Origin of the sequence: Rhodococcus sp. NPDC058639 (assembly GCF_042717545.1) — a bacterium.
Lineage (GTDB): Bacteria > Actinomycetota > Actinomycetes > Mycobacteriales > Mycobacteriaceae > Rhodococcus.
The window spans coordinates 203,338-229,373 of sequence record NZ_JBHXRF010000002.1 but is presented as its reverse complement, the minus strand read 5'-3'; the positions used below and the strand labels follow the sequence as shown (position 1 = coordinate 229,373).

Annotated in this window: 26 protein-coding genes, 1 tRNA gene and 1 riboswitch; of the genes, 9 read left to right on the top strand and 18 right to left on the bottom strand. The window is 68.0% G+C overall.

Features of this window, described 5'->3' with window-relative positions:
• Positions 1-22 precede the first annotated feature (22 nt).
• The 5 genes from ACFWU2_RS04055 to ACFWU2_RS04035 form a co-directional block, all read right to left on the bottom strand.
• The gene (locus ACFWU2_RS04055; protein WP_378601249.1) at positions 23-1,627 is read right to left on the bottom strand and encodes an L-lactate permease; all 1,605 of its coding nucleotides are present in this window, start codon (positions 1,625-1,627) and stop codon (positions 23-25) included.
• Positions 1,628-1,631: 4 nt separating this feature from the next.
• Entirely contained in the window at positions 1,632-2,060 is a 429-nt protein-coding gene (locus tag ACFWU2_RS04050; RefSeq protein ID WP_378601246.1) for an HIT family protein, read from the bottom strand.
• Complete coding sequence (locus ACFWU2_RS04045; RefSeq protein ID WP_378602300.1) at positions 2,057-2,668, bottom strand: TetR/AcrR family transcriptional regulator; 612 nt, start codon at positions 2,666-2,668, stop codon at positions 2,057-2,059. The genes ACFWU2_RS04050 and ACFWU2_RS04045 overlap by 4 nt, the downstream gene beginning before the upstream one ends.
• 74 nt (positions 2,669-2,742) lie before the next feature.
• Positions 2,743-4,164, bottom strand: coding sequence for an adenylosuccinate lyase (gene purB / locus ACFWU2_RS04040; RefSeq protein ID WP_378601243.1), 1,422 nt, complete (start codon positions 4,162-4,164; stop codon positions 2,743-2,745).
• A gap of 30 nt (positions 4,165-4,194) precedes the next feature.
• Positions 4,195-4,803, bottom strand: coding sequence for a TetR/AcrR family transcriptional regulator (locus tag ACFWU2_RS04035; RefSeq protein ID WP_378601240.1), 609 nt, complete (start codon positions 4,801-4,803; stop codon positions 4,195-4,197).
• A 143-nt stretch (positions 4,804-4,946) separates the two neighbouring features.
• Here ACFWU2_RS04035 and ACFWU2_RS04030 point away from each other — a divergent pair, with 143 nt between their 5' ends.
• The gene (locus ACFWU2_RS04030) at positions 4,947-6,575 is read left to right on the top strand and encodes a GMC oxidoreductase (protein ID WP_378601238.1); all 1,629 of its coding nucleotides are present in this window, start codon (positions 4,947-4,949) and stop codon (positions 6,573-6,575) included.
• Positions 6,576-6,594: 19 nt separating this feature from the next.
• Here the strand turns inward: ACFWU2_RS04030 and ACFWU2_RS04025 are convergent, their stop codons facing one another.
• The 4 genes from ACFWU2_RS04025 to ACFWU2_RS04010 all read right to left on the bottom strand — a co-directional run bounded on the left by ACFWU2_RS04025 (position 6,595) and on the right by ACFWU2_RS04010 (position 11,641).
• Positions 6,595-7,773, bottom strand: coding sequence for a pyridoxal phosphate-dependent aminotransferase (locus tag ACFWU2_RS04025; protein ID WP_378601195.1), 1,179 nt, complete (start codon positions 7,771-7,773; stop codon positions 6,595-6,597).
• 30 nt (positions 7,774-7,803) lie between these two features.
• Positions 7,804-9,624 carry a CocE/NonD family hydrolase gene (locus tag ACFWU2_RS04020; RefSeq protein WP_378601192.1) on the bottom strand — a complete coding sequence of 607 codons (1,821 nt, stop codon included), beginning with the start codon at positions 9,622-9,624 and terminating at the stop codon, positions 7,804-7,806.
• A gap of 87 nt (positions 9,625-9,711) precedes the next feature.
• Positions 9,712-10,965, bottom strand: coding sequence for a phosphoribosylamine--glycine ligase (gene purD, locus ACFWU2_RS04015; RefSeq protein WP_378601189.1), 1,254 nt, complete (start codon positions 10,963-10,965; stop codon positions 9,712-9,714).
• Between the two features lie 10 nt (positions 10,966-10,975).
• Positions 10,976-11,641: a nucleoside/nucleotide kinase family protein gene (locus ACFWU2_RS04010; protein ID WP_378601186.1), complete on the bottom strand. Its 666-nt coding sequence runs from the start codon at positions 11,639-11,641 to the stop codon at positions 10,976-10,978.
• A 154-nt stretch (positions 11,642-11,795) separates the two neighbouring features.
• Here ACFWU2_RS04010 and ACFWU2_RS04005 point away from each other — a divergent pair, with 154 nt between their 5' ends.
• On the top strand, positions 11,796-12,221 hold the full coding sequence (locus tag ACFWU2_RS04005; protein WP_378601183.1) for an HIT family protein: 426 nt from the start codon (positions 11,796-11,798) through the stop codon (positions 12,219-12,221).
• Positions 12,222-12,266: 45 nt separating this feature from the next.
• Positions 12,267-13,775: an MDR family MFS transporter gene (locus ACFWU2_RS04000; protein WP_378601180.1), complete on the top strand. Its 1,509-nt coding sequence runs from the start codon at positions 12,267-12,269 to the stop codon at positions 13,773-13,775.
• A gap of 6 nt (positions 13,776-13,781) precedes the next feature.
• On the opposite strand, the gene ACFWU2_RS03995 is transcribed toward ACFWU2_RS04000, so the two are convergent.
• From ACFWU2_RS03995 to ACFWU2_RS03985, 3 genes are read right to left on the bottom strand one after another with little or no spacing between them, the layout of a single operon-like run.
• The gene (locus ACFWU2_RS03995; RefSeq protein ID WP_378601177.1) at positions 13,782-14,939 is read right to left on the bottom strand and encodes an alpha/beta hydrolase; all 1,158 of its coding nucleotides are present in this window, start codon (positions 14,937-14,939) and stop codon (positions 13,782-13,784) included.
• A 21-nt stretch (positions 14,940-14,960) separates the two neighbouring features.
• Complete coding sequence (locus tag ACFWU2_RS03990; RefSeq protein WP_378602297.1) at positions 14,961-16,352, bottom strand: sensor histidine kinase; 1,392 nt, start codon at positions 16,350-16,352, stop codon at positions 14,961-14,963.
• Positions 16,353-16,384: 32 nt separating this feature from the next.
• Complete coding sequence (locus tag ACFWU2_RS03985) at positions 16,385-17,101, bottom strand: response regulator transcription factor (RefSeq protein WP_378602294.1); 717 nt, start codon at positions 17,099-17,101, stop codon at positions 16,385-16,387.
• A 127-nt stretch (positions 17,102-17,228) separates the two neighbouring features.
• Between ACFWU2_RS03985 and ACFWU2_RS03980 the strand changes: the two genes are divergently transcribed.
• The 3 genes from ACFWU2_RS03980 (at position 17,229) to ACFWU2_RS03970 (ending at position 18,782) form a co-directional block, all read left to right on the top strand.
• Positions 17,229-17,435 carry a hypothetical protein gene (locus ACFWU2_RS03980; protein WP_378601174.1) on the top strand — a complete coding sequence of 69 codons (207 nt, stop codon included), beginning with the start codon at positions 17,229-17,231 and terminating at the stop codon, positions 17,433-17,435.
• 73 nt (positions 17,436-17,508) lie between these two features.
• Positions 17,509-17,574, top strand: a riboswitch (guanidine-III (ykkC-III) riboswitch).
• Positions 17,575-17,585: 11 nt separating this feature from the next.
• Complete coding sequence (locus tag ACFWU2_RS03975) at positions 17,586-17,900, top strand: DMT family transporter (protein ID WP_378601171.1); 315 nt, start codon at positions 17,586-17,588, stop codon at positions 17,898-17,900.
• A 51-nt stretch (positions 17,901-17,951) separates the two neighbouring features.
• Positions 17,952-18,782, top strand: a complete 831-nt coding sequence (locus ACFWU2_RS03970; RefSeq protein ID WP_378601168.1) for an ABC transporter — start codon at positions 17,952-17,954, stop codon at positions 18,780-18,782.
• A 22-nt stretch (positions 18,783-18,804) separates the two neighbouring features.
• Here ACFWU2_RS03970 and ACFWU2_RS03965 read toward each other — a convergent pair whose 3' ends face one another.
• The gene (locus ACFWU2_RS03965) at positions 18,805-19,674 is read right to left on the bottom strand and encodes a ribokinase (protein ID WP_378601165.1); all 870 of its coding nucleotides are present in this window, start codon (positions 19,672-19,674) and stop codon (positions 18,805-18,807) included.
• 37 nt (positions 19,675-19,711) lie between these two features.
• A complete protein-coding gene (locus ACFWU2_RS03960; RefSeq protein ID WP_378601162.1) occupies positions 19,712-20,323 on the bottom strand; it encodes a TetR/AcrR family transcriptional regulator in 612 nt (203 codons plus the stop codon).
• A gap of 128 nt (positions 20,324-20,451) precedes the next feature.
• Here ACFWU2_RS03960 and ACFWU2_RS03955 point away from each other — a divergent pair, with 128 nt between their 5' ends.
• The gene (locus ACFWU2_RS03955; protein WP_378601159.1) at positions 20,452-20,925 is read left to right on the top strand and encodes a general stress protein; all 474 of its coding nucleotides are present in this window, start codon (positions 20,452-20,454) and stop codon (positions 20,923-20,925) included.
• Positions 20,926-21,196: 271 nt separating this feature from the next.
• On the opposite strand, the gene ACFWU2_RS03950 is transcribed toward ACFWU2_RS03955, so the two are convergent.
• Positions 21,197-21,268 (bottom strand) — tRNA-Thr (locus tag ACFWU2_RS03950).
• Between the two features lie 118 nt (positions 21,269-21,386).
• Here ACFWU2_RS03950 and ACFWU2_RS03945 point away from each other — a divergent pair.
• On the top strand, positions 21,387-22,955 hold the full coding sequence (locus ACFWU2_RS03945; protein ID WP_378601156.1) for a threonine/serine exporter ThrE family protein: 1,569 nt from the start codon (positions 21,387-21,389) through the stop codon (positions 22,953-22,955).
• Between the two features lie 31 nt (positions 22,956-22,986).
• On the opposite strand, the gene ACFWU2_RS03940 is transcribed toward ACFWU2_RS03945, so the two are convergent.
• From ACFWU2_RS03940 to ACFWU2_RS03930, 3 genes are all read right to left on the bottom strand, one after another.
• Entirely contained in the window at positions 22,987-23,220 is a 234-nt protein-coding gene (locus ACFWU2_RS03940; RefSeq protein ID WP_072702139.1) for an MbtH family protein, read from the bottom strand.
• On the bottom strand, positions 23,217-24,605 hold the full coding sequence (locus ACFWU2_RS03935; RefSeq protein WP_378601153.1) for a lysine N(6)-hydroxylase/L-ornithine N(5)-oxygenase family protein: 1,389 nt from the start codon (positions 24,603-24,605) through the stop codon (positions 23,217-23,219). Before ACFWU2_RS03935 ends, ACFWU2_RS03940 begins: the two co-directional genes overlap by 4 nt.
• 238 nt (positions 24,606-24,843) lie before the next feature.
• Positions 24,844-25,644, bottom strand: coding sequence for an alpha/beta fold hydrolase (locus ACFWU2_RS03930; RefSeq protein ID WP_378601125.1), 801 nt, complete (start codon positions 25,642-25,644; stop codon positions 24,844-24,846).
• 191 nt (positions 25,645-25,835) lie between these two features.
• On the opposite strand from ACFWU2_RS03930, the gene ACFWU2_RS03925 reads away from it, so the two are divergent.
• Positions 25,836-26,006, top strand: a complete 171-nt coding sequence (locus ACFWU2_RS03925) for a hypothetical protein (protein ID WP_169621356.1) — start codon at positions 25,836-25,838, stop codon at positions 26,004-26,006.
• Positions 26,007-26,036 lie beyond the last annotated feature (30 nt).

The following is a 26,036-nucleotide window of genomic DNA, read 5'->3' as shown; positions in this document are numbered from 1 at the left end:
GCCACTACATCCCCGAACGTACTTACGGCACCATCCACGACAAGACCGCCGTGGTCTGCAACCAGACGAGCACAGCCAGGACGACGACCATGGCCACGCTGATCGGCCACAGGCGCCGCATCAGCAACCCGTCTCGTCCGGACAGCCCCTGCACCGAGGACACCAACGCCAGGTTCTGCAGCGCGATGGGGGTACCCGCGGTCCCGCCGGCCATGTTGCCCGCCACCAGCACGGTCGGGTCGAGCCCCGCCTGCTGCGCGGCGGAGACCTGAAGACTGCCGAACATCGCGTTGGACGCGGTGTTGGATCCGGTGACCAGCACACCGAGCCAGCCGAGCAGCGGAGACAGCAGCGCGAACGCGGCGCCGGCTCCCGCGAGGAACTGGCCGATGGTGGTGGTCTGGCCCGACAGGTTCATCACGTACGCGAGGGCCAGCACAGCCGTCACCGTCGCGAACGACCAGCGCAACTGCACGACCGCAGCGACGAGGCACCGCAGCGCGTCTCCTGCTGCCACTCCGAGCACGACCGTCGAGAGCAGCGCCGCGACGAACACGAGCGAACCCGGAGCCGTGAGCAGGTTGAGCGTGAACGTCTCCGCCGTCGGAACCCTGCCGTCGGCGCCCGTCACGTCGAGACCCGGCCAGGTGAACGAGAAGGTGGCGTTGGACAGGAACGACTCGACCGGGCCGAGACGGCTGACGAGGAACACGACCACGATCAGCGCGTACGGCGCGAACGCCTCGATCATCCGACGCCGAGTGTCCTGGATTCCCTCGTTCCCGCCGGTACGCACCGCGTCCGGAGGCGGTGTCCGCATCTTCAGCACGATCAGGAGCGCAACCAGACCGGCCGCCGCTCCCGCGATGTTGCTCAGTCCCACGGTCAGGTAGCTCGCGCACAGGAACTGCGCGGCACCGAACGCGGCACCGACCACGAGCGCGACGGGCCACGTCTCGCGCACACCGCGGCGCCCGCCGACCACCGCGACGAGCACCAGCGGCACGAACACCGCGAGCAGGCACACCTGCCGGGCCACCACCGGGCCGATCTCGTCGACCGGAATCTCCGACACCCGCGACATCGTCAGGATCGGCGTACCCATCACCCCGAGCGGCGTCACCACCGAGTTCGCGAGGAGCGACGCCGCCGCCGCGCGGACCGGCGGCAACCCGGCCCCGATGAGCACCACCGTCGCGACGACGATGGGAGTACCGAACCCGGCGACCGCCTCGAGCAGCGCACCGAACAGGAACGCGATGACGATGGTCAGGATGCGGTGGTCCGGGGAAATCCGCGCGAACGCGCGGGTGAGCACGTCGAAGTGACCGGACTCGACGGTCAGCCGGTATACCCACACGGCATTGAGGACGGTCCACATGATCGGGAACAGACCGAAGACCGCACCCTCGAGACCCGCGCTGAGCGCCGACCCGACGGGCATGCCGTACCCGGCGACAGCGACGACGAGTGCAACCAGCACCGCCACCGCCGCCGCCGCGTGCGACTTGAAACGGAACACCGCGAGGAGCACCAGCATCGTCAACAACGGAAGCGCCGCGACGAGTGCCGACCACGCGAGCGAGCCGCCGATCGGTGAGATCGGCTGGATATATGTGCCTGTCACCGCATCATGCCCCGAACGACTCCACGGCGGTCCGAAGTGCGTCTGCGGTGCCGTCGAGCACCGTACGGTTCGGCGTCTGCGCACGCGCACGGATACCGAATCCATCGCCACTCGTGCGCGGCACCAGGTGCAGGTGGACGTGAAACACTTCCTGGCCGGCGGCGACGCCGTCGGCCAGGAAGAGGTTCACGCCGTCGATCGGCAGGTCGCTCGACCGCATCGCGGTGGCGATGCGCTGACCGGCGGCGAACACCTTCGCGCCGTCGGCCGGGTCGAGCTGCGCCAGACCCGACGCATGCCGCTTCGGCACCACGAGCAGATGCCCCGGTGTGAACGGCCGGATGTCCATGAAGGCGAGGACGTCCGCTTCGTCGAGCACGATGCTCGCCGGGGCGTCACCGGCCACGATGGCGCAGAAGATGCATTCGCTCACCGGCCCGGCGCCTCCGCGGCAACCGGCTCGCGTGCAGTACCGAGCAGTCGCAGCAGTTCGGCCTGCACTGCGGGACGATCACCGACCGGATCGTCGCTGTGCGCGAGGTAGAGCATGGCCTCCTCGACCGCGGCGACGAGCAGATGTGCGAGCACCGACGTGCGCGTGGACGACGACCGATGCGTGCCGGGAGCCAGGGATGCGAGCATTTCCTCGACCACGCGCAGGGTGGAATGCCGATGTGCCTCCCGCACTTCGGTCCACCCCAGCACTGCCGGCGCCTCGATGAGCAGCAGTCGGCGAGTGGGCTGGTCGTTGACCACGTCGAGGGACGCCAGCACCGCCGTGGTGAAACCGTCCCACGGATCGTCGACCTCGCCGGGATGCAGGGTCTGCTCGGCCTCCCTCTGCACCCGCTCGACGACACCCCGGAACAGATCCCGCTTGTTCGCGAAGTGGTGATAGAGCGCCCCGCGCGTCACCCCCGCGACGGCAACGATGTCCTCCGTCGCCGCTGCGGCATACCCGTCGCGCAAGAACACTTCGAGCGCTGCGTCCAGCAACGCTGTGCGCGTGCGCGGCGCGTTTCTCACCCTTCCCGGGCTCATTTTCTCGAGCACTGCTTCCTCCCCTGTGTGTGCAGCTATCCCCTCGGGACTCCCCCGTAGCCGCCCCCTACTTACTACAAAATCGGCGCCGGCGAGTACCGAGCGGCGTCCGGGTAACGGTCCACCAACTCCTGTACGGACGCGATCACCGCGCTCACCTGCGCGTCGGCAGCGCCGACGAACGCCGACCGGTCGGCGAGCGCCTCGTCGAGCGCGGCACGGTCGAGCGGAAGCCGGTCGTCCGCGGCGAGACGGTCGAGCAGGTCCGGTTCGCGGCCCTGCTCACGCATCGCGAGTGCCACCGACACCGCGTGTTCCTTGATCGCCTCGTGGGCGGTTTCCCGTCCGACACCGGCGCGCACCGCGGCCATGAGCACCTTGGTGGTCGCCAGGAACGGCAGATAGCGGACGAGTTCCTTGTCGATCACGGCGGGATAGGCGCCGAATTCGGAGAGCACGGTCAGGAAGGTCTCGATCTGGCCGTCGATCGCGAAGAACGCGTCGGGCAGCGCGACGCGCCGCACCACGGAGCAGAACACGTCGCCTTCGTTCCACTGCGCACCGGCGAGTTCGGCGGCCATCGACGCGTACCCGCGCAGCACGACCTGCAGGCCGTTGACCCGCTCGCACGACCGGGTGTTCATCTTGTGGGGCATCGCGGACGACCCGACCTGGCCCGGCTGGAATCCTTCGGTCACCAGTTCGTGCCCGGCCATGAGCCGGATGGTGTGTGCGAAGGACGACGGCGCGGCACCGACCTGCACGAGGGCAGAGAGGACGTCGTGGTCCAGCGAGCGCGGGTACACCTGCCCGACACTGGTGAACACGTGGGAGAACCCGAGGTGCTGGGCGATCTTCTCCTCGAGCTGCGCGAGCTTGACGGCATCCCCGCCGAGCAGGTCCAGCATGTCCTGCGCGGTGCCCATCGGTCCCTTGATGCCGCGGAGCGGGTACCGCTCGATCAACTCGCGCACACGCTGCAGGGCGAGCAGCAGTTCGTCGGCCGCCGAGGCGAAGCGCTTACCGAGCGTCGTGGCCTGCGCGGCCACGTTGTGCGACCGGCCCGCCATCACGTACGACGAGTACTCCGCGGCCCGTTCGGCGAGTCGCGCGGCCACCGCGACACCGTGCGCATGGACGTGCTCCAGCGACCGCAGAATCTGCAGTTGCTCGACGTTCTCGGTGAGATCGCGGCTGGTCATGCCCTTGTGGACATGCTCGTGACCGGCGAGGGCGTTGAACTCCTCGATACGGGCCTTGACGTCGTGGCGCGTGACGCGCTCGCGGTCGGCGATGGACGCGAGATCGACCCGGTCGGCGACCCGTTCGTAGTCGGCGATCGCCTCCGCCGGCACATCGATCCCGAGCTCCGCCTGCGCACGCAGCACTGCGATCCACAGCTGCCGTTCGAGCACGATCTTGTGCTCCGGTGACCACAGCTCCCGCAGTTCGGGGCTGGCGTAGCGAGTGGCAAGGACGTTCGGGATGTGGCTCACGAGTGGCCAGTTTACGTTCCGTGTCCGGACTCATGGTTCGGCAGGCGGCGCGACCGTGTGCATGACATCGAGGAGAATCGTCCTCGCCAGGGCGCGCGGGTCCGGATCGAGATCGCCGAGCCCGCACAACACTGCCCCGTCGACCGCCACCGCGAGGGTGTGCAACTGCGGCACCCGGACCGCGCGGCCGCACCGTTCGAGCAGGTCGGTCAGCACCTCGTCGACCTGCTCCCGGATGCCCACCTGTGCTTCGCGCAGTTCCGGATGGCGCACGGTGGCCACGCATCCCTCGAAGCGGGCGACGAGCCGGCCGCGGTCGTCGTCGGACACCGCTTTCCCGACGAGCAGGTCGAGAACGAGATCGGCGGTCTTCTCGAGGCTGCGGGGACACGACGGAACGTCCCGGACACGCGCGCGCATCATTTCGACGTCCCGCGCGCCGTTGTGCTGCATGGCGCACAGGACGAGGTGTTCGAGGGAGTCGAAGTAGTACGTCGTCGAAGCGAGTGGCAAGCCTGCACGCGTAGCGACGGCGCGGTGGCGTACCGCGCCGATTCCCTCCTCGAGAATCAGATCGGCAGCAGCCTCGACCAGCGCCTGACGGCGCCGCTCCCCTTTCGGTGTGGCTGCGATAGTCACAATCACATCGTGACAGCCTGCCGCGCTCACCAGGGGAAAACGCCAGTTGATACCACCCGGTACGATTGCGCCGCAGTCGTCAGATGGGGGCCCGGACTGCGCGGCCCGCTCGCCTATTCACGAAACGATCGGAGCCGTACCGGATGAGACGTCGCCGCTTGCTTCAGGCTTCCGCACTGGGTGCCGCCGTTGCCGCCCTCGGAGTGCCGGCCGGCCCGGTTCGGGTCGCGTCGGCGTTGCCCGTCGGGCTCGACACGTATCGGAACACCCTTCCGGAACTGTTCGCGCCGTCGCCGGTGCCTCCGCAGCATTCCGAGGTGATCGTCGTCGGTTCGGGGTTCGGTGCGAGTGTCGCCGCGCTCAGGCTGGCGGAAGCCGGGAGCCGCGTCACCGTCCTCGAGCGAGGGATGCGCTGGCCGCGCGATCCGTGGCGTGAGGTGTTCACGTCCGATCTGCTCGCCGACGGTCGCGGTTACTACCACCGCACGCACTTCACCGGCCCGACCGGAATCCCGGTGCACTGCGACGATTTCGCCGGCGTCCTCGATGTCGTCGACTATCCGCACATGTCGGTGTGGCGTGGTGCTGCCGTCGGCGGCGGATCGATCGTGTTCTCCGGCGTGATGATCGCACCGGAACAGCGTTTCTTCGAGCAGGTCTTCGGCAGCACACTGAGCTACGACGACATGGCCTCGACCTGGTATCCCAAGGTCCGGTCGATGTTGCGCCTCGACGCCATGCCCGACGACATCTATCACGCTCCGGAGTTCACGCACTCTCGCCGCTGGGACGACGACGCGCGGGCGGCGGGATACTCGCCGCACCGGATCGACGGGATCTGGGACTGGGACGTGGTCCGCGCCGAATTGGCCGGCTCGGTACGCCGCTCGGCCGTCGCCGGCGAGAGCAACCTCGGCAACTCCAACGGGGCGAAGTTCGACCTGACGCAGAACTACATTCCGGCAGCGGAGGCGACGGGACGCGCCCTGGTGTGTCACGGACACCGGGTGCTCGCGGTCGGCCAGGAGCCCGACGGCCGGTACCGGGTCGAGGTGCAGGCCGTCGACCCGACCGGCGCAATCCTGAACACCACGACCCTCACGTGCGACCGCCTGGTGCTCGGTGCCGGGTCGATCGGCACGACCGAGTTGCTCGTCGAGGCACGCCACACCGGGTCGCTGCCGCGCCTGAACGAACACGTCGGCCGGGGCTGGGGCACGAACGGGGACGCGGTGCTGGTGCGTTCCCTGGCCATGACGGACGGGTTCGGTGGTGACCAGGGCGCACCGTCCGCGTCGCGGATCGTCGACGAGTCGGGTCTGCCGCTGAGCCTCGAGAACTGGTTCGTCGCGGGCACCGCCAAGGACGTGGGGATGCTGGCCTCGCTCGGGATGACGCTCGACCCCACTCGCGCGGAGATGGTCTACGACGCCGCATCCGGCCGCACGATCGTCGATTGGCCCGCCGACGGTGAACTCGCGAGTGTCGACGCGCTGCGCACGGTGCACAACGCGATGGCCGCGGCGGGTGGCACCGTCCCGGGCGCCCCGCCGATGGCGGAGGACGTCAACGCGTCGTTCACGGCTCATCCGCTCGGCGGGGCGGTCCTGGGCGACGCCACCGACGGTTACGGGCGCGTGCACGGTCATCCCGGCCTGTACGTCGTGGACGGCGCCCTGATACCCGGAAGCACCGGCACTGTGAACCCGTCGCTGACGATCGCTGCCCTCGCCGAACGCAACCTGGCCCGCATCGTCGCGGACGGCGGCTAGGACCCGGCCGAACCGCAGGTCACGGCAGCGGAAGCCATCCGGCGAGCCGGTCGAGCGCGGCGGTGACGTCCGCGGTGGCACCCGCGAAGGACAACCGCACGGTGCCGTCGCCGCGCACGGTGTCGAAATCGACGCCGGGTGCGAGCGCGAGACCGGTGTCGTGCAGCAGGCGCGCGCACCAGGCGGTGGACGTCTCCCCGGAGAGCAGCAGATGCCGGATGTCGGCGTAGACGTAGAACGCACCGTCCGCGGGGGCGAGTTCGGTGATGCCGAGATCGGGCAGTCCGTCGAGCAGCAACTCGCGGTTCACGGCGTAGCGCTCCACATGGCCGTCGAGTTCGGTACGCGCCTCGGTACCGAATGCCTCGATCGCGGCGAACTGCGCGATCGACGGAGGGCACACGGTCATGTTCGATCCGAGCCGTTGCAGCGCGGGACGCAATGATTCGGGTGCCAGCATCCAGCCGAGGCGCCATCCCGTCATCGAGAAGTATTTCGACACCGAACCGACCACCACGGAGTCCCGGGAGGTCGCCCAGGCCGTCGACGTCGCGGGCGAACCGGGCGTCCCGAACTCGATGCCGTGATAGATCTCGTCGGAGACGAGCAGCGCGTCGTGCTCGTCGCACCAGCGGGCGAGCGCTGCGAGTTCGGCGGGTTCGATCATGGTGCCCGTCGGATTGGCGGGACTCGCGACGATCAGACCGGCCGGCGGAGCGTCGAGTGCCTCGAGCATCGCCACCGTCGGCTGGTACCGCGTCTCCGGGCCGCAGTCGAGTTCGACGACAGTGCATCCGAGCGCTGCGAGAGTGTTGCGGTAGGCGGGATATCCGGGTCGTGCGACCACCACCGTGTCGCCCGGGTCGAAAGCAGCGAGAAACAGCAGCGTGAACGCGCCCGACGATCCCGTGGTGACGACCACGTCGTCCGCGTCGACGTCGATGCCGTAGCGGTCGTGGTGGTACGCGGCGATTTCTTCGCGTAGCGGGAGAATCCCGAAGGTTTCGGTGTAGCCGAGCAGTTCCGCATCGATGGCCAGTCCGGCCGCGCGGAGCACGGGTGCGGGCGCCGGAGTCGAGGGCTGGCCCGCCGCCAGGCTCAGGACGTCGCCGTGGGAGCGCTGCCGTTCGGCTGCCGCCTTCCACACGTCCATGACGTGAAAGGTCTCGATACCGGAGCGTTGCGATTCGGTGCGCACGCCTCGACGGTAGTACGCCCGACCAGCCCCCTAGAGGCCGACCCGTTGCCGCCCGAGGGCCGACCACGCGATCGGCATTTCGTCCGGGGCGACGAACCGTGCGGCCCGGTGCGGGAACCCCGGTGTCTCGCCGCACTGCTCGGGGTCGCTTTCGTTCCCGCCCCCGGCCGCGCCCTCGAGCGCGGCGGGCGGGCGGGCCGGAACAACGGGAAGGAGCAGATGCGAATCGAAGTCGCCGCCGGCGTGGACGATGTGGAAACCCTGGTTGACGGTGCGGTCGTGCCCGACCGCGGGATTGTCGTCGAGGTCGTGGCCGGTGACGAGGAGCACGAGCGTCGAACCTGCCTCGAAGAAGGTGCTGTGCGGCATGATCTCGATGTCGACAGGCACGAGCTGGCCGGGCAGCAGCGGCCAGTACTTGGTGTAATCCAGGACCGGCCGGTACGCGGTCGACGCCTCGGGATCGAGCGCGCGATGCGATACACGGATCCAGCCGTGTGCGACGAAGCCTTTCTCGTAGCCGCCGTGCCCTTCGAACCACACGTCCTCGCCGGACGAGTCGAGCTTCTTCAGGCCGACGAACAGATCCATGTCGTTGGCGTCCTTCGCCTGGACCCACAACCGCAGGGCGGTGTGCCCGGTGATCTCGGTGTCTTCGGTGAAGGTGGTGGTGAAGGTCAGTTCGTCACCCGCGACGGGGAAGGTGCGCCGGGACTGCGGTTCGTCGGGCACCGTGGGCTCGAGCGAACTCGTGCCGTGGTCGAGATACAGCGGCACGTATCGCGTGTCGGGGATGGGCCAGTCCTGCTCGAATCGCTCCGAGTAGGTACGCAGGTCGTGCCTGGTTTCGAGACGCACGCGCGGCACGGCGTCGAACCCGTTGTCCTCCTCTTTGAGGAAGCGGTCGAAGAACCGGCGCTGAACGTCGAGCGCTTCGGGGCTGTAATAGGTCTGCCACATCTTGCGTCCGTGGGTGTAGAGCCACTTGTCGGCCGATCCGATACGGGTGTAGCCCTCGACCGACCCGCGATTGCGGGGACCCTGATCGGACCACGACGCCCCCACGAGCGCGGGCACGGTGACGTCTTCGAGTTTGGGCGGTCCGGCGACGTGCCGGAACCTGTCGGGAAACCGCCGCAGAAGCCACGGGGTGAGGCGGCGCAAGGACGCCGACGCCGGTTTGGATCCGGTATGCATCGCGCGGTACCAGAACTCGCTGTAGCGGGTCTCGGGGATTCCGCCGTGGGTGAGCGTGTCGCGGCAGGGATCGGTGATGCCCTCCCACGGTGCGATCGCCGCGAGGTGCGGCGGCGCGAGCGCAGCGGTGTACCACTGCAGCGTGGCGAGGTACGACGCGCCGGCGAGACCTACTTTGCCGGTACACCACGGCTGTTCCGCAGTCCACTCGATCACGGCCGCCGCGTCTGCGGCGGCACGGCCGAGCAGCAGCCTGGGACGACCGGCGCTCGCGAAACAACCGCGCATGTCCGCGACGACGACGGTGTATCCGCGCGGCACCCAGTACGCGGGGTCGGGGGCTTCGAACGACGTCGCCTCGCTGAGTTCGAGGTCGCCGACGAACGTGCCGGATGCGGCGAGCGCTGCGAAATCGATCGGGTAGTCGTCGACGCCGGCGTTCTTGCCGTAGGGGGTGACGGCGACGAGCGCGGGGCACTGCTCGTCGGCCGCATGTCCCGGCCGGTACACGTCGGCGCGGAGAATTGTGCCGTCCGCTGCCGGGATCGGAAGATCACGCTCGACGACGATGTCGTCGGGAAGCGGGTACCTCACGACATTGTGGTGCCGCAACGGTGTCGGATCCTGCGTGAGTGTTCGTTTCCACGAAACCATGCTTTCACCCCTGGCACGTCAGAAAGATGCACAGAGTGTGCAACATGCACCTGGCAGGCGCAAGATTTACCCGGTTCGGTGCGCGTGTTACAGCGCGATGCGACCCTCCACCGCGGCGAGACCGATGTCGCGGCGGAAATGCCCGCCCGGGAGCTTGATTCCGTCGAGCGTCGCGTAGGCGTCGGCACGGGCGGCGGCCAGGTCGTCGCCCACACCGACCACGCTGAGCACGCGGCCACCGGACGAGAGCAACTCGCCCTGGGGCCCGCGCTTCGTTCCGGCGTGGAGCACGTTGGGGCCGTCCGCACCGGTGATCACGTCGCCCGTACGCGGGATCGACGGGTAGTACTCGGCCGCGAGGACGACCGTCACCGCGGCTCCGTCGCGCCACTGCAACGGAGGCAGACTGTCCAGCGTGCCGGTCGCGACCGCATGCAGCACACTGCCGAGCGGCGACTCGAGCAGCGCAAGCACGGCCTGTGTCTCGGGATCTCCGAACCGGCAGTTGAATTCGACGACGGCCGGACCGTCCGCGCCCATTGCCAGACCCGCGTACAACAGACCGGAGAACCCGCAGCCCCGTCGGACCATTTCGGCGGCAACCGGTTTCACGACCTCGTCGACGATGCGCTCGACGCTGCCTTCCGGCAGCCACGGAAGCGGGGTGTAGGCACCCATCCCGCCGGTGTTGGGGCCGATGTCGCCGTCACCCACCCGCTTGTGATCCTGCGCGGGAAGCAGCGGTACGACGGTCTCGCCGTCCACCAGGCAGAAGAGCGAGACCTCGGGGCCGTCGAGGAACGACTCGAGCAGTACCGGATGGCCGTTCTCGATGATCTCCGCGGCATGGTCGCGGGCAGCGTCGCGGTCGGTGGTCACCACGACACCCTTGCCCGCTGCGAGACCGTCGTCCTTGACGACCCAGGTGGGTCCGAACCGGTCGAGGGCCTCGTCGATCTGCGCCGGTGTGTCGACGACCTCGCTGTGGGCGGTGCGCACTCCGGCCGCGGCCATCACATCCTTGGCGAACGCCTTGGACCCTTCGATGCGCGCGGCTTCGGCGGATGGGCCGAAGCAGGGAATACCCGCCGCGCGGACGGCGTCGGCAACACCCAGCACGAGGGGGACCTCGGGGCCGATGACGACGAGGTCGGCCTTCTGGGCGGTTGCCAGTGCCACCACCTCGTCGGCGGACGCCGCGTCCACCGGGAACTGCTCGGCGATCGTGGCGATCCCGGCGTTACCGGGGGCGACCATCACCGCGGTCACTCCGGGGTCACGGCTCAGCGCCAGGACGAGAGCATGTTCACGGGCACCGGAGCCGATAACGAGTACGCGCACGCACGACAGACTACGGGACCGGTTTCCACACCAGATCGGCGCGGCAGCGGGTCCGGCCGACGGCCGCAGCGTTGGGAAGGTCGACAGTGTGCACCCAATCGCGGGCCTGATCGTCGGCCCGTCCGTGGGTGCGGTGCCGGTGCACGAGACGACGGGCGAGCGTGTGATCGGGGACGTCGAGGTAGATCACCAGGTCGAGCAGCGGCCGGATCTCGGCCCAGCCGTCCTCGTCGAACAGCAGGTAGTTGCCTTCCGTGATCACCACACGGGCGTCGGGGGCCACGGCATGGACCGCGGCGATCGGCTCGTCGAGCGGCCGGGAGAAATCCGGTGCGTAGATCGTCTCGTCGCCACGGGCTCTGATCCGCTCGAGGATGTTCCGGAAACCCGCGACGTCGAAGGTGTCGGGTGCTCCTTTTCTCGAGCGGGCGCCCTGGGCGTCGAGTTGCCGGTTCGACAGGTGGAATCCGTCCATGGGTACCTGCCCGGCGGCGATCCCCGCACGCCGCAGTGCCTTCATGAGCAACCAGGCGGCGCGGCTTTTTCCCGCTCCCGGTGGACCGCACAGGCCCACCACGGTGCGCCGGTCCGCCGGTAGTCCCGCCAGCACATAGGTGACGAGTTCGTCCACGAGCTCCCGCAGCGGTGCCGAGCGCACGGATTCGGGGGCCTCCATGGTGCTGACGATACGACGGTCGCGGCACCGGGCCGGTTCGCGGTCGTTCGATCCGCATACCGTCGATTCCGGAAACCGGTCCGGCCCGCCGTTAGTCCAGGACGCGACCGGCTGTCCTCCGGCGGGGCAGCGCGGATCCGCCTATCCTCCCCCTATGGCTTCCGTGTTCAGCATGATCATCTCCGGGGAACTTCCGGGCAGGTTCGTCTGGCAGGACGACGACGTCGTGTCCTTCCTGACCATCAACCCGCTCACCGAAGGGCACGTGCTCGTCGTGCCCCGGCAGGAAGTCGACCATTGGCAGAACGTCGACGACGAGCTGTGGGCGAAGATCAACGGCGTCGCACGCATCGTCGGGCGGGCGGTGTCCGCCGCGTACGACTCGCCGCGCACCGGTCTGGTGATCGCGGGCCTCGAGGTGCCGCACCTGCACCTTCACGTCTTCCCGGCCCACTCGATGGAAGATTTCGACTTCGCGACCGCGGAGAAGGATCCCTCGTCCGAGTCCCTCGACCGGGCGCAGGACAAGATCCGTGCGGCGCTCCGGGAGATGGGCCACGGCGACAACGTTCCGGCCTGACGGCAGGCCCGGAACAAGTTTGCCCTCCCGTGGGTTGAGACTCACATGTCTTCACACCCGCCACACTCCCCCGAACGTCCGGCCGGCTCCCTTCCCGAGGGAGCCGGCCGTCTGATCGCCGTACTCGTCGGCGCGGCCTTCGTGGTCATCTTGAACGAGACGATCATGAGCGTCGCTCTTCCCAAGCTCATGATCGAGTTCGACGTGGGAGCGGCAACCGCGCAGTGGCTCACCACCGCGTTCATGCTCACGATGGCAGTTGTCATCCCGGTCTCCGGATACCTGATGACGCGCCTGGCTCTGCGGACCGTCTACGCCGTGGCGATGTCCAGCTTCCTGCTCGGCACCTTCATCGCGTCCGTGGCGCCGGTGTTCTGGATTCTGGTTCTGGGCCGCGTGGTTCAGGCCGTGGGTACGGCCCTGATGTTGCCGCTGTTGTTCACGACGGTGCTCAACGTGGTGCCCGCCGAGCGGCGTGGCCGCATGATGGGCGTCATTTCGATCGTGATCGCCGTCGCCCCCGCGACCGGCCCGACGATCGGCGGTGTCGTGCTCGACCAGTTGACGTGGCGCTGGATGTTCTGGCTGGTGCTTCCCATCGCGGCGATTGCCACGGCTCTCGGCGTCAAGTGGATCCGGAACGTGACCGAGCCGCGCGCGATCCCGCTCGACGCGGTGTCGGTGGCGCTGTCGGCATTCGCGTTCAGCGGTCTCGTTTTCGGTCTGAGCAGTATCGGTGAAGCCGCCGAGGGCGACCCGCTGCTTCCGCCGTGGCTCCCGCTGGCTGTGGGTGCGGTGGCCCTCGTCCTGTTCGTGGTTCGTCAGGTCGGACTCGGCGACGACGCTCTCCTGGATCTTCGGGCGTTCCGCACTCCGTCGTTCTCCCTCGCGGTCGTGCTCGTGTCGATCAGCATGATGTCGCTTTTCGGCACCCTGATCCTGCTGCCCATCTACCTGCAGAACGTTCTCGGGCAGTCCACCCTGGCGACCGGTCTGATGTTGCTGCCCGGCGGTCTGGCCATGGGCGTGCTCGGTTACGTGGTCGGGCGCCTGTTCGACCGTTTCGGGCCGCGCCCGCTTGTCGCGCCCGGCGCCATCGTCGCGAGCATCGCACTGTGGGGGATGACGTCGTTCGGAACCGAGACGACGGTCGGCACCGTCATCGCCTGGCACGTCGTGCTCAACATCGGGCTCGCGTTGATGTTCTCGCCGCTTCTGACCTCCGCACTGGGCGCGCTCCCCCAGCGGATGTACTCGCACGGCAGCGCCATTGTGAGCACCATGCAGCAGGTCGCCGGTGCTGCCGGGACCGCACTGTTCATCACCGTGATGACGCGCACGACGGTCGCGGGTGCCGAGAGCGGCGCCGATCCCGTGGCCGCACTGGGCGACGGTGTCCACGGCGCACTCGTCTGGGGTGCGGCGATCTCACTGATCGCAGTCGTGGGGGCGTTCTTCGTCCGGCGGCCCGCCACGACGATCGAACCCGTGCCCGAGCAGCCGCAATCCGCGGACCTCGCGCGGCGGGAGCCGGAGACCGAACCGGTGGGCTGATACCGGCTATGCGTCGGCCGATGTTGCGTGTGACGCATCGGCCGGCGCGGCGTCGCCGGGTGCCGGAACGTCGCCGCGCGGGTCCTCGAGGAACGCGGCGAGTTCGGCCCACGACGTGGTGCGGGCGCGGGCACCGGTGAGCATCCCGAGGTGTGTACCCGGCACCCGGACGAACCGCACCTGTGCGTTCGGAAGCAGCCGGGTGACCGGTTCGACGGCCGGGATCGGAGCGAGGATGTCCTCTGTCCCGGCGAAAGCGAGCACCGGAACCGTGACATCGGCAAGGTCGACGATCCGTTCACCGAGGTGGAGCGCCCCGGACGACAGGTCGTTGGCGACTGTGATCCGGGCGAGTTGACGGAACACGCGGCCCGCGTAGCCGTGGATCTGCTCCTGGAAGCGGTCCACGAACTCCATCCGCCCCAGCTTGTCCGCATCGGTGATGTTGGAGGCGATGAACCACGGCCGCGTCAGTTCCCGGTCGAGCGAGGTGATGCGGTACGCGGCCTGGACGAGAGGGGCCGGAACGCCGCCGAACACCGCGTCGAGAACATCGATCGTGGGCTCTGCGCAGATCTTCCCGGCCAGCCGCAGCGGCGCCATCACGGGGATCTTGGAGAAGTCGAGCGGACTGCCGAAGGCGGCGATCGACCGCACCGGCAGATCCGGATGCGCGGCGGAGGTGAGCAGTGCCATGGCTCCGGCGATACTCCAGGCGACGACGTCCACGTCGCGATCGCCGCACAGTTCGGATACCCGGTGGATTGCGTCGGGCACGATGTCGTCGATCCAGTAGTCGAGTCCCAGATCGCGGTCCTCGGCGCTCATGGCTCCGTATTCCACGACGAAGACGCTGCGGCCGAGGCCGGCGAGATACTGCACCAGACTCTGGTCCGGCATCAGGTCGAAGCACGCGGGCGACGCAGCGAGGGGCGTCACGAGAAGGACCGGATCGCCGCCGTCGTCCTCGGCACCGAACCGGCGCAGCGTCCGGTGGGGGCCCCGCCCGACGACAACCGAGGGCGTCCGGTGAGGTGCCGCGACTCCGTCTGCGACGAACAATGACCACGCGTTGTGGACCGCCCGCCTCACCGAGTCCGTGATACCCATGAGATGCCTCCGCTGCTCGGTGAACGTTCCGCGTACGAAGATCGTATTGGGCACTCGATCCGTTCACGGGGCGGGCTACGGTGACGACGATCGGGGAAGTCGCACGCGGAACGTGGCGCCCCCACCGGGCGTGCTGTCGACCTCGACAGTGCCTCCGTGGGCAGCGACGAGCGCCGCGACGATCGACAGTCCTAGTCCGCTGCCTCCCGACGACCGGGTCCGGGAACTGTCGGTCCGGTAGAAACGCTCGAAGACCCGCTCGCGGTCGTTCTCGGACAGACCGGGACCGCGGTCGGCGACCTCGAGAACCGTCTGTTCCTCGGTTGTGCCGACCCGCACGGTCACCGCCGTGTCGGCGGGCGTGTGGGTGAGCGCATTGGTGACGAGATTGCCGACCACCTGACGCAGTCGCACCTCGTCCCCGAGCACTTCCGGGGTGCCCGGCCCGTCGAGCACCTCGAGCCCGATCGGGCGTTGCGGTGCGACCGCACGCGCGTTCTGCACTGCGTCCGCTGCCAGCGCGAGCAGGTCGACGGAAGCATGCTCGAGCGGTCGCTGTTCGTCGAGTCGTGCGAGCACGAGCAGATCCTCGACGAGCACACCCATTCGTTTCGCCTCGTTCTCGATGCGGTCGAGAACCATCGAGGGATTGTCGCTCGCGCCCTGCCGGTACAACTCCGCGAACCCCCGGATCGTGGTCAGTGGGGTCCGCAACTCGTGGCTGGCATCGCCGACGAAGCGGCGCATCGTCTCCTCGGAGCGCCGCGCTGACTCTTCCGAGGCTTCTGTCGCGGCGAAGGCCTGCTGGATCTGGGTGAGCATGGTGTTGAGCGCCACCGACAGGCGTCCGACCTCCGTGCGAGGATCGGATTCGGGAACCCGCCGATCCAGGTCGCCCTCCGCGATGGCGACCGCGGTCCGCTCCACCTCCCGCAACGGACGTAAGTTGCGGCGGACCACGAAGTATCCGGCGACACCGAGACCGGCAAGCACGACCGCACCGATGCCGCACTGCAGCGCGATGAGTCGTCCGACAGTTTCCTCGCTGTCCGACAGTGCCATCGCGACAGTGGTCGTGCCACCGTCCGGTCGCGCGGTGGCGAGCAGTCGCCACTGCACGTCCGAGCCGTCGGCCGAGCCGACGGTTGTCGGCCCGGTTCCGGGATCGGCCGGCACCTCAGGAGCGGTAACCCGGTCGTTGATCGTGAACTGCACCGCGCCAACCGCGTCTGTGACCTGGACGAAGAACGGACTCGGTGGCCGTGTGGTGGCGGGCGGCGCGGGGGTGGACCCGTTCGGGCCGGCGCCGAGCGGCTTGGCCCAGCCCTGGGCGGCATCCTGGAGGTCGCGGTCCACGCGCGCGAGCAACGATGTCTGGAGCGCCGACGTGACGGCGACGCCGGACGCGAGCAGACCCAGCGCGGACAGCAGTACCAGCGTCGCCACCAGCGAGAACCGCAGCGGGATACGCCGCGTCCATCCGGCCCGCGAGTCCACGCTCACTTCGGCTCGCGCATCACGTAACCCACTCCCCGCAGGGTGTGGATGAGGGGCCTGTCCCCGGTGTCGATCTTGCGTCGCAGATACGACACGTACGACTCGACGACACCTACGTCACCACTGAAGTCGTAGTGCCATACGTGATCGAGGATGCGGGGTTTGCTCAGCACCGTGCCGGCGTTGACCATGAAATATCGCAGCAGGGTGAATTCGGTGGGTGAAAGCGGCACCGGAGTGCCGGCCTTCCACACTTCGTGCGTTTCCTCGTCGAGTTCGATGTCGGCGAATGTGATGCGCGACGAGCGTTCCCGGTCCGACAGCTTGCCTGCGCGTCGCAAGACCGTGCGGAGCCGCGCGATCAGTTCTTCGAGACTGAACGGCTTGGTGACATAGTCGTCCGCGCCGAGGGTCAGACCCGCAACTTTGTCCTCGACGCCGTCCTTGGCGGTGAGGAACAGAACGGGGACGTCGGAGCCGTCGGCTCGCAACCGGCGCAACATTCCGTATCCGTCCATGCCGGGCATCATGATGTCCAGGATCACCGCATCGGGCCTGAAGGCCCGCGCCCGATCGAGACCCTCCGGGCCGTTCGACGCCGTCTCCACCTCGAAGCCCTGGAACTTCAGGCTCACCGACAACAGTTCGACGATGGTGGGTTCGTCGTCGACGATGAGGACCCGAGCCTCGGGTCGGGTGGGAGAAGATGAGGTCACGATGCCGATTCTGCCGCGCGAGTCTCGGTCTCCGGGGTGAGTTTCCTGGGAAGTCGCTGGGAGCGACGGGCAACACGCCAGGGGTACCCACGTCGAACACCCTGTCCGTGGTCAGTGCTATCAAAGGGATATGACGTGTAGGGAGTGCGACAGCCGAATCGACCATTGCCATGGTTCGTTGATCCTGCACTCGGCGGTGGATGTCGAGTGCACCGACGACACCTGCCTGGACCTCTCGATCGTGCGGCATGCGCTGGTCGCCGACTGCACGGACCTCGTCGGCGGATGCGTCTGCACCGTGGTGGCCGAGGAGACGGAGATGCTCGTCGCGTCCTGACCCGTCGTGGTCGGGCACCTCACACTCGACGGCAGTGGCTTGCCGCCCGCTCCGAGTGTTCCTAACCTGTCGATGAGGGACCGTAGACGGGTCCCCCGGACGAGCGCACCGTACCCGGCGAGCGACAAGACGGTGTAGGAGCGTTGCGTCATGGCCTGGATCGTTCTCGTCCTCTCCGGTGTTCTCGAAGCCGTATGGGCGACCGCGCTCGGCAAATCGGACGGTTTCACCCGGCTCTGGCCGACGGTGATCTTCGGCGTCACGGTGGTCGCGAGCATGGCGGGCCTCGCGTACGCGATGCGCACCTTGCCCGTGGGCACCTCGTACGCGGTGTGGGTAGGCATCGGAGCCGCCCTCACCGTCGGCTACGCGATGGTGACCGGCAGCGAGTCCGCCACACTCGTGAAGTTGTTGCTGATCACCGGAATCGTGGCGTGCGTCGTGGGTCTGAAGCTGGTGCACTGACCGGTCCACGACGTCCCCTGCAGTCGGCCGCGGTGCGGTTACAGTGACCCCATGAGCCTCGGTTTCACGCTGGCACTCCCCCTCCGAGTCGGTCTGTCCGTAGCCGACACCGCACTCGGGATCACCGAAGCAGTCATCGGCACGGTCCGAATCGCGGTGTCACCGCAGACGTATTCGGCGCTCGGTGCCGTCGGCTTTCCCGACGCACGCAGTTCGATGGGTTTGTTGCAGCAACTCTCGACCCTCACGTCCGAGGATCGCGGACTCGGCCAGGCGATGCGGCCCGGCGGCCCTCTCGACCGTCTGCTGGAACCGGGCGGACCGGTCGATCGACTCACTGCTCCCCGAGGACTGCTCGACCGGTTGCTGGAACCGGGAGGTGCCCTCGATCGCCTGACCGCGCCCGGCGGACCGCTCGATCGGGTCCTCGCCGACGACGGCGCGCTCGACCGCCTGCTCTCGGACGGCGGGTTGCTCGACCGGATGACCGCGCCGGAAGGGCCTCTCGAGCGGTTGCTGGCACAGGACGGCGCCGTCGAACGGCTCACCGCGCCGGGCGGCATCGTCGACGTCGCGACGCGGCCGGGTGGTGTCGTCGAACGGGCGTTGGCACCGGGCGGTGTGCTCGAAGTGCTGCTCGCGGAGCAGGGCGCCCTCGACCGTCTGCTCACGAAGGGTGGGCCGCTCGATCAGATCGAGTCGTTGGCCGCCACGCTCGCAGAACTGACGCCGGGGATCATCAGCATGAACGCGAGCGTCGACATGCTGCGGGAGACGGTCGAACTGCTCCGGGGCGCGGTCGGGCCGCTCGGTGATCTCGCGGGCAGGCTGCCCGGACGATGGCTACGCGGCGGCAAGGGCGAATTGATTCCGCCCACGTGACGCACTCCGGCGTCTCGCCCGGTCAGCGCTGGGCACGGTGCGACGCGACGAGGATCGCCGCTGCCCTCGCCGCCTCGTGTGCCGCGGCGAAGAGGTCTTCGCCCGTACCGAGCAGCGCGGCCAGGGTTCCCGCGAAGTGGTCGCCCGCACCGGTCGTGTCCACGGCGCGCACCGTCGGAACCGCGATGCGTTCGACGTAGTCCTCGGTCGCGACCACCACGTCGTCTGCGCCCCGGGTGATCACGACGGTCCGGACGCGTTCGAGGAGCCTGGCGACGATCTCGTCCAGGTCGTCGCCGGCGGAGGCATCCGCGTAGAAGAGCGCTTCGCTCTCGTTCACGACGAGCGGATCGGCGTCGGCGAGGACGTAGTCGTCGAGCGCGGCAACCGGGCTGGGGTTGAGCACAAGCCGTCGCCGATGGGCACGCGCCCACTCGGCGGCGGCCGCCGTCGCGGCGGGAAGCAATTCGAGTTGGGTGAGCACGACCGCCGGGTCCAGCGCGTCGAGTGCCGCGGTGACGTCGGTCGCCGACACCTTCGAGTTCGCTCCGGGTATCACGATGATCCGATTCCGGCCGTCGTCGGTCACGACGACGATCGCACGCCCGGTGGGTACCTGGACGCTGAGAAGGTGGTTGGTGTTCACCCCCGCGGCCGTCTGCGCGAAACGCAGTGCAGTGGCGGCACTGTCGGATCCCACCGCGCCGACGACGGCGGTGGGAGCGATCCGCGCGGCGCCGATGGCCTGGTTCGCACCCTTGCCGCCCGGATAGGTGTCGAGGCGTCGGCCGAGTACGGTTTCGCCTTCGTCGGGCGCCCGCGCAACCGTGGCGGTCAGATCCAGATTCAAGGATCCGACGACGGCAACCACACAGCCCTGAACGTCTGTCACCTTCTCGACCCTACGGGCGGCATGTCCGCCGAGCGACTCAGTGCTCGTGCGCGTCCGGTTCGAGTTCCGGGCACATGGCGTGGACGACACCGTCGGCCCACGACTCGCTCACCTCACCGTGACGGAGGTACGCACCGAGATACGAACCGACGAGCATGGATACAGCCGTGTCGATGTCGAGGTCGGCGCGGACCGCACCGGCGTCGACAGCGGCGCGAAGCACACCGGCCACCACGTCGCTGCGGGCATTGATGATCTCCCGGAACGATTCTGTGAAGTCCGGATCCTCGTCGATGAGTACCGCGCCCACGCTGCCCATGCCCATGTCACTCGCCAACGCGCGTCGGACCTGTTCCAGCGTCCACTTCATCCGGTCGTAGACACACAGACCGTCCGGCACACACGGCGCGATCGCCTGCGAGTCCAACGCTGCGTCGAGGATCTCCTCGCGATTGGCGTAGCGCCGGTAGATCGTCGTCTTCGCTACACCGGACAGGGCGGCGACCGCCTCCACGGTGACGCGATGGGGGCCGTGCACACGCAGGATCTCCAGCGCCGCCCGCATGATCCGCGTATCCGTTCCCGCGCGCGCCTTGCCGGGGCGTCGCGGCGATTCGGACACCGGATCTGCGTCGGTATCGACCACCATGTCACTCCTTTTCAGGCGAGTATGCCCCGCATGATCCGAGTGTCTCCGAAAAGAAGACCCGAATCAAACGCTACGAAACGCTACGCTACGCTATACGTATCGTTAAATTTCACATCGAGGAGGAACGTATGACTGAGATCTACGCACCGACGACGGGCTATGCCACCGATTCGGAGACCCTTCTCGAGAGCTATCGCACATACGAAGCAGTCGAGCGCGCTATCGACCACCTCTCCGACGAGGGCTTTCCTGTCGAGTACCTGCGCGTCGTAGGTCAGGGAGTGACGACCGTCGAGAGCATCGAAGGCCGGATGACCAATGGCAAAGCGGCGCTCAACGGCGCGGCGGCCGGCGTGTGGACGGGCCTGCTGTTCGGCTTCCTGCTCGCCGTGTTCCTCCCGGCCACCAGCATGGCGGCCATCCTCCTCGCCGGCGTCGCCTTCGGTGCGGTGTGGGGTGGAGCACTCGGCTTCGCGGCGCACTGGAGCACCGGCGGACGCCGCGACTTCGTCTCCCGTAAGAGCATCGAGGCCGCCCGGTACGACCTGATGGTCGACAGCGACTTCGAAGACCAGGCACGTCGAAAGCTCGCTCTCCGCTGATCTGCCCCTCATCCACTGTGCTCCGCCCCCGCCCCCTGTGGCGGGGGCGGAGTCGTCTCGTGGCGCGCTTCCTCACCGACTCGCACCGACCGTGCTGTGAGATCCCACACCGCACGTAGACGAAGCGGGGTGCGGATCGAAGTGCCGCATCTGCCGGGCGCAGGCACTCGCACACCCGGCGACCCCGAGGCCGACCCTGCCGGGGCCACCGGTCGTCATGTCGAAAAAAAATAGGCCGACCTGCACTTATCTGCAGATCGGCCTACTCTCGAGCCCCCTAACGGGATTGAACCGTTGACCGCTCGCTTACAAGGCGAGTGCTCTACCGCTGAGCTAAGGAGGCAGCGAACGCCGCCCATCATATAGGCCGTCCCGCCTCCGGCGCACACCGCCCGTTTCGTTACGGTGGAACGCATGCGTACCGCCCCACCTGTTTCCGTCCGTACCGGAGGTGGCGGGCAGTGAGCCTGCTGGGCGACGTCCTGGACCGGACACTCGGTACGCGTCGCGCGACCATCGACGCGGTCATCGCAGCACCCACGCCGCTGCAGCCGATCGACCTGACCGACGACGCGGTGGTCGCCGAGGCGCTCGACGTCGCGGTCCGCGTCGGCGAAGTTCTGCTCGCCTCAGGCACGGGCGCGATCGACACCGCCGAGCAGGTCCGGTTCGTCGCCGCGACCTACGGCCTCGCGCAGTGCGATGTCGATGTCACCTACAACTCGATCGTGCTGTCCGCTTATCGCGGGCAGACGATGCCTCCCGCGAGCACGATGCGCGTCGTGCACTACCGCTCGATGGACTTCACGCGGTTGGCCGCGGTCGACCGGTTGACGCGCCGAATCCGCCGCGACGCGATCTCCCCGGCGCAAGCACACGAGGAACTGCTCGCGATCACGTCGGCGGCCCACCCCTACAACCGCTGGGTCGCGACGATCGCGTGGTCGGGGATGGCCGCGGCGATCTCGGTGCTGCTCGGCGGCGACGCCCTGGTCGCTCTCGTCGCCTTCGGGTCGACATTCGTCATCGACCGGGTCAACCGCGCCCTCAACCACGCCGGTCTGCCGTTCTTCTTCCAGCACCTCGTGGGCGGCATCATCGCGACCGCCCCGGCGATCACGTTGTACGGGCTACGGGAAACACTCGGCTTCGAAGTGTCCCCGGGATTGATCATCGCCGCCGGCGTCACCGTGCTGTTGTCCGGTTTGTCGCTGGTGGGTTCGGTGCAGGACGCGATCACCGGGGCCCCGATCACCGCGTCGGCCAGATTCTTCGAAGTACTCATGATGACGGGCGGCATCATTGCCGGCGTCGCGACCACCCTGCGCGTCGCGGAGGTGTTCGGCGCCGAACTGCCGTTGATCAGTTACGCGGCACTGCCGGACCTCACCCAGCTGCCGACGAAGATCCTGGCCGGTGCCGCCGCCGCCGCGTTCTACGCACTCGCCTGTTACGCGGAGCGCCGCGCGCTCACCGTCGCGGCCCTGGCCGGAGCTGCCGGCAGCCTCGGCTATCAGCTCGCCCTCGGGCTCTCGCTCGGCCCCATCATTTCCTCGGCGGTGGCCGCCACCGTCATCGGCTTCGCGGGTGGCCTGATGGCCCGCCGGGCCCTCACCCCGCCGCTGGTCGTCGCGGTCGCGGGTATCACTCCGCTGCTTCCCGGTCTCGCCCTGTATCGCGGTCTGTACGCGATGCTGCGAAACGAGATGAGCATCGGCATGACCGCGCTGTTCGCGGCATTCGGTATCGGTTGCGCACTCGCGGCCGGCGTCACGCTCGGCGAGTGGCTCGCGCGGCGCACCCGCAACCCGCGAAGCATTCTCAAGGTGGGGTCACTGCGCCGCCCGCAGCTTCGCCGGATCCCCCGGATCAGGCTGGAGAAGAAGCGGGCGATCCGGCCGGCCCCGACACCGGTGACCGGCCCGATCCCCATCACCGACACGATCCCGATCGTCGACGCCGCGGCAACCGAAACAACGAGAGCCACGCTGCGCCTCGGTTGGCGCGGGCGTGACTCTCGCAGAATGTAGAAGTATTCGGTGTATCAGCCGTGACGAACGGTCAGCCCTGACGAGCCTTTTCGTCGGCTTCCATCGCATCGCGAAGGCTCTTCGGACGCATATCGGTCCAGTTCTGCTCGACGTATTCGACGCACGCGGCACGCGACTCTTCGCCGAATACCACCCGCCACCCCTGCGGAACCTCGGAGAAGGTCGGCCACAGCGAGTACTGCTCCTCGTCGTTCACGAGGACGTAGAACCGGCCGTCCTCGTCGTCAAATGGGTTCGTGCTCATCTCGCCTCACTTGTTGCGTAGGTGTGATGGTCCGGAATCCTATCAAGTTCACCGATAACGCCCAGGGCTCCGGACATCTTTCGGTCCCGGCGACCGAGGACGGAAGCCAGGATTTCTCCCGCTCGTACCGCCGCGTTCGACAACAGCGACGAGGTCAGACCGTGCGTCTTCTCGGTGCCGCCCTGAAGGTAGATGTCGGCATCGATGTCCTCCGGCGTCGGCAGCCGGTAGTCACGGTCGACCGACAGTACCGGCCCGTCCGGCGCGAGATCGCCGAGGAGCGGAGTGAGCGGAGCAGGCTCGAAACCGGTCGCGAGGACCACCGCATCGCACATCAACGTCTCGACAGCGCCGTCCAGGTTGTTCCGGACGTCGATCTCGATGCCCGCGGCACTTTCCGTGGTGGAGACGATTTCGGAGGCTCGACGCATGAACAGCCGGCGACGCCCACTGACGCGTTCCCGGTACTCGGTGGCGTAGAGCGCCTCGATGAGTTCCGGGGCCACGACGGAGTAGTTGGTGCCGCGATGAAGGGTGAGTACCCGCTCCCGCTCTGCGGGCGACGCTCCGTGAAGTTCGTCGACGGCCGAGGGATCGAAGATCCGGTTCGCGTACGGGCTGTCGTCGGCCGGGCTGTAGCCGAAGCGGTTGAAGATGCTGTGAACTTCGGCCTGCGGGTAGTGGGTGTGCAGATACTGCACCACTTCCGCGGCGCTCTGTCCCGCCCCGACCACGGCGAATCGCTGATGCGTCGGCTCGGGCATCGCGTCCAGGTGGAACAGGAACTGGTGGTTGTGGAAGCACCGCACCGATTCGGTGGCCCAGCGCGGGATCTGTGCCCGGAGTCCGACACCGACCACAACGCTGTGCGCGTGGACCACGCTGCCGTCGGCTGAGTGGATCGCGAAGAGATCGGCTGTGCCGTTGTGGTGACGGACCGCTTCGACGGCGGTGATCTCGGTTCCGTACCGGACGTCCGCGGTGACGCGGTCGGCGGCCCACCGCAGATAATCCTGGAATTCGTGCCGGGTCGGAAAGAACGTCTGGTGGTTGACGAAGTCCGCGAGCCGCTCCCGTTCGTGCAGGTACGCGAAGAAGCTGTAGCTGCTGGTGGGATTCCGGAAGGTGACGAGATCCTTGGGAAAGGCGATCTGCATGGTCGCGCCCTCGAGGAGCATCCCCGGGTGCCACGCGAAGTCTTGTCTCCGCTCGAAGAACGTGGCTCGGAGCGCTGAGTCCGGATCGGCCGCATTGTGTTCCTCGATGGCGATCGCCAGAGCGAGGTTGGCGGGGCCGAAACCGATTCCGACGAGGTCGAATACGTCCCCTCGAGGTTCGTCCGGATTCTCCGAATCACCTGCGGTAGCGCTGGATCGGTCGGTCATCACTCAACTTCCGTACTCGGGGGCGTGAGCCCACGGTCAGTAGACGCAGCCCTCGAAATGTAGCTCAGGCTAACCTTGGTTTGGAGAGCCTACCAAGGGTTGTGCGCCAGTGGGAGACCCCGAACTTCCGAATTGCCAGCGACTTCCGGTCAGCGAGACATCAACCCTCCCCGATCGACACGAGCGCGGCGGGATCGTGTTCGATACCCCCGCGCTCGCCGCGTACGTGCCCGGTCCGCTAGGACGCCAGGAAGTCCAGCAACACCTTGTTGACCACCTCGGGACGCTCCAGATAGCCGTAGTGACCCGCGTCCGGAATCTCCTCGTACCGTGCGCCGGGAATCGCTTCCGCCACTTCCCGCGACAGATACGCCGGAATCATGCGGTCGTCGGCGAACCCCACCGCAAGGCACTGCGTCGTGATCGCCCGGTAGGCGGCACGGCGATCGAACTCGCGGTCCATGCCCAGCTGGGCCCGCACCCCGGGCGACATTTTCCCGCCACTGAACTCGAACACGTCGAGCCAATCGCGTGCGGTGTTCTCGTCGGCGAGCGACGCGGGCGACAGGTTCATCACCGCAGTCACCGCGGCCTGATACTTGGGCGGCAACTCCACACCGCTGTCGTACAACTGCCGCTCGCCCTCGGTGAGGGTCATCTGGAACCGGTCCATCCGTGCGTGGCCGGCGAGGAACACCGCTTTGCGGACGAGATCCGGACGCGCCAACGTCAGTTCCTGTGCGACGCGCGCACCCATCGACGTGCCGACAACATGCGCCGGGCCGCCGAGCAACTCGATCAAGCCTGCGGTGTCTGCCACGAGATCATCGAGTGTCATCCCACTCAGGCTCTCCCCCGACGGCGCGATGCCGCGGTTGTCGAACGTGGCCACGCGGTAGCCCGCCTTCACGAGCGCAGGCACCTGATGCAGGTCCCACACCCGGCCGGGGCTGCCGGTTCCCATCACGAGAACTACGAGGTCGCCGGATCCCCTGACCTGGTAGTTCAGCGGGATTCCGTTGATCGTCGCAATGGGCATGGAGACCTTCCTCGAAGACTGCGGGGGACGACCGCGCACAGATCGGCGAGCGCGGCGTTACGGGCCCCACGGTACCGCGAGGGCCCCGGCCATGATCGATCCAGCACCCGGCGGGTGGCGCCCCGGTGTCCCACTCTCCTAGAGTCGAGGCAGATGCATGCTCGCGCCGAGCAGCTACCCGGGAGGAACACATGACCGCGGACCCCACCACCCCCGACGTTCTCGCCGACGACGATCTCGAACCTGTCGCCGACGAGACCGCCCGACAGGCACAGCGCGTCGTCGCCGCCTACGCCGAGACTGCGGACGAGTGCCGCATGCTGCTGTCGATGCTTGGCATCGGCCCGGCCGAAAAGTACTGACCAGATCCATCGGACCGGCACCTCGAGAGG

Coding starts and splice junctions, on each gene's coding strand:
- ACFWU2_RS03980 (WP_378601174.1), top strand. CDS start 17,229: ATGACGTGTAGGGAGTGCGACAGCCGAATCGACCATTGCCATGGTTCG.
- ACFWU2_RS03930 (WP_378601125.1), bottom strand. CDS start 25,644: ATGCCCATTGCGACGATCAACGGAATCCCGCTGAACTACCAGGTCAGG.
- ACFWU2_RS04030 (WP_378601238.1), top strand. CDS start 4,947: ATGAGACGTCGCCGCTTGCTTCAGGCTTCCGCACTGGGTGCCGCCGTT.
- ACFWU2_RS03925 (WP_169621356.1), top strand. CDS start 25,836: ATGACCGCGGACCCCACCACCCCCGACGTTCTCGCCGACGACGATCTC.
- ACFWU2_RS04045 (WP_378602300.1), bottom strand. CDS start 2,668: ATGAGCCCGGGAAGGGTGAGAAACGCGCCGCGCACGCGCACAGCGTTG.
- ACFWU2_RS03960 (WP_378601162.1), bottom strand. CDS start 20,323: ATGGTGGTCGATACCGACGCAGATCCGGTGTCCGAATCGCCGCGACGC.
- ACFWU2_RS04005 (WP_378601183.1), top strand. CDS start 11,796: ATGGCTTCCGTGTTCAGCATGATCATCTCCGGGGAACTTCCGGGCAGG.
- ACFWU2_RS04000 (WP_378601180.1), top strand. CDS start 12,267: ATGTCTTCACACCCGCCACACTCCCCCGAACGTCCGGCCGGCTCCCTT.
- ACFWU2_RS03955 (WP_378601159.1), top strand. CDS start 20,452: ATGACTGAGATCTACGCACCGACGACGGGCTATGCCACCGATTCGGAG.
- ACFWU2_RS04020 (WP_378601192.1), bottom strand. CDS start 9,624: ATGGTTTCGTGGAAACGAACACTCACGCAGGATCCGACACCGTTGCGG.
- ACFWU2_RS03940 (WP_072702139.1), bottom strand. CDS start 23,220: ATGAGCACGAACCCATTTGACGACGAGGACGGCCGGTTCTACGTCCTC.
- ACFWU2_RS03935 (WP_378601153.1), bottom strand. CDS start 24,605: ATGACCGACCGATCCAGCGCTACCGCAGGTGATTCGGAGAATCCGGAC.
- ACFWU2_RS04010 (WP_378601186.1), bottom strand. CDS start 11,641: ATGGAGGCCCCCGAATCCGTGCGCTCGGCACCGCTGCGGGAGCTCGTG.
- ACFWU2_RS03975 (WP_378601171.1), top strand. CDS start 17,586: ATGGCCTGGATCGTTCTCGTCCTCTCCGGTGTTCTCGAAGCCGTATGG.
- ACFWU2_RS03970 (WP_378601168.1), top strand. CDS start 17,952: ATGAGCCTCGGTTTCACGCTGGCACTCCCCCTCCGAGTCGGTCTGTCC.